Origin of the sequence: Reyranella sp. (assembly GCF_965229815.1) — a bacterium.
GTDB lineage: Bacteria > Pseudomonadota > Alphaproteobacteria > Reyranellales > Reyranellaceae > Reyranella.
This window is the reverse complement of record NZ_CBDDJN010000001.1, coordinates 72729-78749: the sequence shown is the minus strand read 5'-3', so window position 1 is coordinate 78749 and position 6021 is coordinate 72729. Positions and strand designations below refer to the sequence as shown.

At 70.3% G+C, this 6021-nt stretch carries 8 protein-coding genes and 1 pseudogene; 4 read left to right on the top strand and 5 right to left on the bottom strand.

Annotation, left to right across the window (positions count from 1 at the left end):
• Both ACO073_RS00405 and ACO073_RS00400 read right to left on the bottom strand, forming a co-directional pair.
• Positions 1-205, bottom strand: a 205-nt coding sequence (locus ACO073_RS00405; RefSeq protein WP_421994120.1) for an amidohydrolase family protein, incomplete at its 3' end; no start/stop codon positions are given.
• Positions 206-266: 61 nt separating this feature from the next.
• Positions 267-371, bottom strand: a pseudogene (locus ACO073_RS00400) (hypothetical protein); the annotation flags it as partial.
• Between the two features lie 119 nt (positions 372-490).
• Between ACO073_RS00400 and ACO073_RS00395 the strand changes: the two are divergent.
• Positions 491-1558 carry an LLM class flavin-dependent oxidoreductase gene (locus tag ACO073_RS00395; RefSeq protein ID WP_421994118.1) on the top strand — a complete coding sequence of 356 codons (1068 nt, stop codon included), beginning with the start codon at positions 491-493 and terminating at the stop codon, positions 1556-1558.
• Positions 1555-2418: a DMT family transporter gene (locus tag ACO073_RS00390; protein ID WP_421994116.1), complete on the top strand. Its 864-nt coding sequence runs from the start codon at positions 1555-1557 to the stop codon at positions 2416-2418. Before ACO073_RS00395 ends, ACO073_RS00390 begins: the two co-directional genes overlap by 4 nt.
• A 35-nt stretch (positions 2419-2453) precedes the next feature.
• Here ACO073_RS00390 and ACO073_RS00385 read toward each other — a convergent pair whose 3' ends face one another.
• Positions 2454-3242, bottom strand: a complete 789-nt coding sequence (locus tag ACO073_RS00385; RefSeq protein WP_421994114.1) for an SDR family NAD(P)-dependent oxidoreductase — start codon at positions 3240-3242, stop codon at positions 2454-2456.
• Between the two features lie 60 nt (positions 3243-3302).
• On the opposite strand from ACO073_RS00385, the gene ACO073_RS00380 reads away from it, so the two are divergent.
• Both ACO073_RS00380 and ACO073_RS00375 read left to right on the top strand, forming a co-directional pair.
• Entirely contained in the window at positions 3303-3785 is a 483-nt protein-coding gene (locus ACO073_RS00380) for a GFA family protein (protein WP_421994112.1), read from the top strand.
• A 5-nt stretch (positions 3786-3790) separates the two neighbouring features.
• The gene (locus ACO073_RS00375; RefSeq protein ID WP_421994110.1) at positions 3791-4363 is read left to right on the top strand and encodes a hypothetical protein; all 573 of its coding nucleotides are present in this window, start codon (positions 3791-3793) and stop codon (positions 4361-4363) included.
• A 160-nt stretch (positions 4364-4523) separates the two neighbouring features.
• Here the strand turns inward: ACO073_RS00375 and ACO073_RS00370 are convergent, their stop codons facing one another.
• Positions 4524-4979, bottom strand: a complete 456-nt coding sequence (locus ACO073_RS00370; protein WP_421994108.1) for a hypothetical protein — start codon at positions 4977-4979, stop codon at positions 4524-4526.
• A gap of 2 nt (positions 4980-4981) precedes the next feature.
• Positions 4982-6019 (bottom strand): alpha/beta fold hydrolase, encoded by a 1038-nt coding sequence (locus ACO073_RS00365; RefSeq protein ID WP_421994106.1) that lies wholly within the window; start codon positions 6017-6019, stop codon positions 4982-4984.
• Positions 6020-6021: the final 2 nt, after the last annotated feature.

Sequence of the window (6021 nt, the reverse complement as noted above, 5' to 3'; positions counted from 1 at the left end):
GCATGGCGGCGCGGCTGATGTCCTCGGCCCGCTCGAGGTTGCGGAACACGAGGTCCGCCTCGGCCTCGCGGCAGGGCGCCAGCGTGAATCCGCAATTGCCCATCAGCACCGTGGTGACGCCCTGGAAGCACGAGCTGGTGCCGATCGGATCCCAGAAGATCTGCGCGTCCATGTGGGTGTGGCCGTCGACGAAGCCCGGCGCCACGACGCGGCCCTCGGCGTCCGATCGTCTCCTTGGCGGCGACGCCGTCGAGGCGGCCGATCTCGGCGATCCTGCCGTCCTTGACGCCGACATCGGCGCGATAGCGCGCGAGTCCGGACCCATCGACGATCATGCCGTTCCTGACGACGAGGTCGAATGCCATGGCGATCCTCCGGGCTTGTTTTGCCGGAGCGTATCCTTCCGCAGAGTGGGGTCAATCGCTGGCCCGCGCATGGCTGCCGCCCTAGGATCGCACAACATCGAACACCACCAAAAAGGCGAGGAAACATGGAATTCGGCATCCTTTTCACGTCGCATCCCAACCCCCAGGAAGAGCCCTACCCCCACCGCGAGGTGCATGCGCGGACCACCGAGGAGGTACTCGAGGCCGAGCGGCTGGGCTACGACACGGCCTGGATCGCCGAGCACCACTTCGCCACCAGCTACGGCATCATGCCGGACTGCTTCGCCTACATGGCCTACCTCGCGGCGAAGACGAGCCGCATCCGGATCGGCGCCGCCGTCATCACCCTGCCGCTCTACGACCCGATCCGCGTCGTCGAGAACACGTCGTTCGTCGACATCCTGTCGAACGGCCGCGTCCGGCTGGGCGTCGGCTCGGGCTACCGGCCCTACGAATTCGAGGGGCTCGGCCGCGACTTCGAGAACCGCCGCGACATCGTCGAGGAATCGATCGGCCTGATGTTCGATGCCTGGCACCGCCATCGCTGGGACCACAAAGGCAAGTACTACAGCGGCACCGTGAAGGAGCCCTACGAGATGCTGCCGCATCCCGTGCAGATGCCGCATCCGCCGCTCTACATGGCGGGCGGCACCGAGCGCTCGATCGGCTACTCGGGCCGCAACGGCTTCGGCCTGATGCTTTCGACGCTGCCCGGCATCGAGACGCTGGCGGCCCAGACCGCGCTCTACAAGCGCGAGCTCGCCAAGGCGTCGGCGGAGCGCCGCCAGAACCCGGCGGCGGGCCACATCGACATCGCGCGCTGGGTCTACATCGCCGACACCGACGCCGAGGCGCGGGCCGAGACCGAGGAGGCGATCGTGCGCCACATCGCCCATTTCGGCGGCTCGGGCACCGGCGGCTATCTCGGCTCGGTGTCGGAGAAGGGCGCTGCGATCAAGTACGACGACCTCGCCTCCACCCTGCTGCACGGCTCGGCCGAGACGGTGATCGCGCGCCTGCGCGAGATGCAGGCCAGGACCGGCATGACCTCGCTGCTGCTGCACTACCCGCCCTACTACGGGCGCGAGAGGACGATGAAGAGCCTCAGGCTGTTCGCCGAGCGCGTCATCCCGGCCTTCCGGCCGCCGGCGCGGCGGGCCGCGGCGGAGTGACAGCGCGCAACAACGCGCTGGGTGCTCTCCTCACCATGCTGGCGATGCTGTGCTTCGCCGTCATGGACGCGATCAGCAAGTTCCTGGTGGCCGACTATGCCGTCGGCCAGATGATGTGGATCCGCTACATCCTGGTCTTCCTGTTCGCCTGGTTCATCGTGCGCCGCCAGGGCCTGCGTAATGCGTTGAAAACGAGGCGGCCGGGTTTGCAGATCGTGCGCTCGCTGGTCGCCGTGGTCGAGGGCGGCATGTTCGTGCTTGCCTTCCGCTACCTGCCGCTGGCCGACACCCACGCCATCGCCGCCACCTCGCCGCTGATCGTGATCGCGCTCGGCGTGGCCTTTCTCGGCGAGCGGGCCGGGCCGGCGCGCTGGCTGGCCGTCGTCGCGGGCTTCGTCGGCGTCATGATGATCATCCGACCGGGACTGCGCGCGCTCGACTGGCCGGTGCTGCTGCCGCTGGTCGGCGCCGTGATGTGGGCCGGCTACCAGGTCATGACGCGCCTCGCGGCACGCAGCGATTCGGCGGATACCTCGCTGATCTGGTCGGTGCTGGTGGCGCTGATCGTCACCACCTTCGTCGGCCCGATCGACTGGCAATGGCCGACCCCTGTGGCGTGGGTGCTGATGGTGATCATCGCCTTCATCGGCGCCATCGCCCATTACGCGCTGATCAAGGCGCTCGACTACGCCGAAGCGGGCGCGGTGCAGCCCTACAGCTACACGCTGCTGGTGTGGGCGGCGCTACTGGGCGCCGTGGTGTTCGGCGACGTACCCGACGGCTGGACGATCCTGGGGGCGGCGATCGTGGTCGCGAGCGGCCTCTACACCTGGCACCACGACCGGCGGAGCAACGCATAACGCGTTCCTCCCCAACGAAGTTGGGGAGGCGGGACTTACCTTGGCCAGGCGCGCAGCGAGACGAGCCCGCCGTCGATCGGCAGCAGGATGCCGGTGACCCAGCGCGATTCGTCGGACGCGAGATAGACTGCGCCATGGGCGATATCCCATGCCGTGCCCTCCGTCTGCATCGGCACCATCTTCTTGCGGCGCTCGCGCGCCTCGGCGCCGAGATGGGCGACCATCGGCGTGTGGACGGAGCCCACGATGATGCAGTTGGCGCGGATGTTCTCGGTGGCGTAGTCGGCCGCCACCGACTGGGTGAAGCCGTGCAGGCCCGCCTTGGCCGTCGCGTAGGCGACGGCGCCCGGGCTGCCCATCAGACCGACGGCGCCCGCGATCGACGACACCATGATGATCGATCCGCCGCCGCCCGCCTTCATCTTCGGCAGGCAGTACTTGGTGCAGAGCATGGTCGTGGTGAGGTTGGCCTCGAGCACGCGGTTCCAGTCGGCGAGTTTCACGGTCTCCGGCGTACCCGGCGCGCCGATGCCGACATTGTTGTGCAGGATGTCGAGGCGGCCGTAGGTCTTCACCGCGAAGTCGGCCATTCCCTCGGCAGCCTCGGCCTGGGCGACGTCGCCCGCGAACACCGCCGCCTCGCCGCCCTCGTCGCGAATCTGGCGGGCGAGCGTCTCGGCGCGCTCGGCACTGCGGTTGACCAGCACCACCTTGGCGCCCTCGCGCGCGAACAGGATCGCGGTCGCCATGCCGTTGCCGACACCCTCGCCGCGCGGCGCCGCGCCGGTCACCACCGCGACCTTGCCCTTCAGACGTCCGGCCATTTCTCTCCCCCTTCCGCGATGCTATCTGAGGCGTGGGACCTTAGCGGGGAGAATCATCTCGTGACCAGCGACACCGAAAGCCGCGAGGGCGGCTGCACCTGCCGCCAGATCCGCTATCGGATGACCGGCAAGCCGATGATCGTCCATTGCTGCCATTGCCGCTGGTGCCAGCGCGAGACCGGCACCGCCTTCGCGCTGAACGCCATGATCGAGGCCGACCGCGTCGAGCTGCTGGCGGGCGAACCCGAGCTGGTCGTGACGCCGTCGCAGAGCGGCAAGGGCCAGAAGATCTGGCGCTGCCCGACCTGCCGCGTCGCGGTGTGGAGCAACTATGCCGGCGCCGGCGACGCCGCGCGCTTCGTGCGCGTCGGATCGCTCGACGATCCCGACGCGCTGCCGCCCGACATCCACATCTTCACCCAGTCCAAGCAGCCCTGGGTCGTGCTGCCCGCGGGCACGCCGGCGGTGCCGGAGTTCTACGACATGCGCACGACCTGGTCGGCCGAGAGCCTGGAGCGCCGCAAGGCCTTGCGACGGGGCTGAGCGGCGTGGCGCTGGCGAAGGCGACGCGCGACAGGCTCGCCGCGGCAGGCAGCGCCCGGATCGCGGCGGCGCTGGCGCAGCGCGGCCAGCGCCGGGCGCCCTCGCTCGCCGGCCTGCGCCCCGTCTCGCCCGTCCAGGACGTGCTGGTCGGGCCGGCCAGCCACTCGCCGACCGCCTGTCCGCCGGGCAGCGTGCTGGTGCTGGCCGCGCCGCCGGTCCCGGGCCTCGCCCTGCTGGCGCGCCGGCAGGTCGCCGGCCTGGTCTGCGGCGCGCCGCTGCGTACCGCCCGCGAGCTCGCGCAAAGCGGGCTGCCGGCCTTTCATCGGCCGGCCGGTGCGGCGCCGAGGCCGCTCGCGATCGACGACGGGGCCGTCGTGGTCGGCGATTCGGCTGGACTGGTCGTGGTTCCGGCCGCCCTCGCGGAGGAGCTCGCCGAGGAGGTCGCCGAGGCGGCGGCCTGGGAGGCTTTCATCGCCGAGCAGGTCGATGCCGGCGGCGGCGTCTACGGGCTGCACATCCCGAGCGGCGAGCAGGGACGCCGCGCCTTCGCGGCGTGGCGCCGCCTCAAGGGCCGGTGAGCTGCCGGGTGCGCGCCAATTCAGGCGGAGTAACCTCCGCCGCAAGTGGCGCCTCATTGGAGCGCGGACCTCCAGGTCCGCATCATGATCCCGAGCGGACCTGGAGGTCCGCGCTCCGATCGCGTCACCGCATCTCCGCGGCGCGCGCCCCGGCCCGCGCCTACATCTTGCTGAGGTCGACGACGAGCGCGGCCACCGCCCGCGTGCCGACGCCGATGATCACGATGTCGGTGCCGATCCGGGCATACTGGTAGCCGGCCGGCGAGGCAGCGAGCTTGCCGATCAGTGCCGGCGGCGGCGCCTCGGCCTTCACGCCCTCGGGCAGCGGCTGGTCCATCTTCCAGGCGCGCGAGCCTGCCGGCGGCGCGCCGCAGCTCTTGCCAGAACGCACCAGCGGCGCCGGGCAGCGACCGGCCGCCGCCTCGTCGCGGTAGTAGGCCAGCGCAGCATCGCGGTCGCGCTGCGGCACGGTGATGTTGAGCGTCGGCAGCGGCCGCTGGCTGGCCGGCGGCGAGGCGGGCGGCGCGGCGGCCGGCTTGGCCTGCTGGGCCATCGCCGCGGCAGCCAGGACGACGCAGGCGACGCCGCCAAACACGACCTTCGACAGGATGCGCATGTCTAGACCTTCCGCCCGTCGGGCCAGTAGTCCGGCAGCTTCGTCGCCAGCCACTTCGCGAGCGCGGCGTTCACCGCTACCGGCCGTTCCTGGGCCATCCAGTGGCCGGACGGGACCACGACCTCGGTGAGGTTCGCACAGTCGGCGCGCATCGGCTCGGCCAGCCGCGACGTCATGGTCTCGCAAGTGACATCGTAGGCGCCGTGCAGGAAGAGGACCGGCATCGCGAGCTTCCCGCCCCCGGGCGCGCGTTTCGCATAGGCGCCGTTCGCCTTGTGATTCATGTACCAGGAATCCGGGCCAAAGAAGCCGTTGCGCGTCAGCGCCGCGGTATAGGCGTCGAGGTCCTGCTCGGTGATGACGGCGGGATCGCGCGGCACGTCGGGAAATCCGCCGGGCCCGGCCATGCCGCCGTTCCGGCGGGCAAAGGCGGTGCGGCTGGGCTTGCCCGCGGAATTCGGGTCGCCCTTGCGGAACAGCGCCTTCACCGTGTTGCGGATGTTCGCCTCGAAGCCGCGCCGCGCCTGCTCGAAATTCTCCTCGTAGAAGACCTGGTAGTCCCACTGGCCGACCGGGAACTCGGCCTCGGGATACGTCTTCCGGTCGACCAGGGCGACGATGTTCTCCAGCGTGAAGCCGGCGGAAAGATAAGGAACGCAGAGGCTCGCCACGCCTTCCGTCCGGGCGGCGTGATGGGCGGCGATGGCCCAGACGACCGGGCTGCCCCAGTCGTGGCCGATCCAGACCGCCCTGTCGCGGCCGAGAGCGCCCAACAGTTCCAGCATGTCCTCGACGATCGGCTCCAGCGCGAAATCCTCGTGGCGCGTGTAGGTGCTGGAGCGGCCGTAGCCGCGCATGTCGGGCGCGACGCAGCGGAAGCCCAGCGCCGCCAGTGCCGGAAGCTGGTGCCGCCACGACAGCGAGAGCTCGGGCCAGCCGTGGCAGAACACCAGCAGCGGTCCCTCTTCCGCTCCGCAGGCCAGATAGCCCGTCGTGTGGCGGTTCGTCTTGACGGTGTGTTCGGTGACCGGGAATGTCATGG

Bases quoted from the DNA above. Each gene is read 5' to 3' on its own strand.
- ACO073_RS00395 (WP_421994118.1), top strand. From the start codon at position 491: ATGGAATTCGGCATCCTTTTCACGTCGCATCCCAACCCCCAGGAAGAG.
- ACO073_RS00385 (WP_421994114.1), bottom strand. From the start codon at position 3,242: ATGGCCGGACGTCTGAAGGGCAAGGTCGCGGTGGTGACCGGCGCGGCG.
- ACO073_RS00370 (WP_421994108.1), bottom strand. From the start codon at position 4,979: ATGCGCATCCTGTCGAAGGTCGTGTTTGGCGGCGTCGCCTGCGTCGTC.
- ACO073_RS00365 (WP_421994106.1), bottom strand. From the start codon at position 6,019: ATGACATTCCCGGTCACCGAACACACCGTCAAGACGAACCGCCACACG.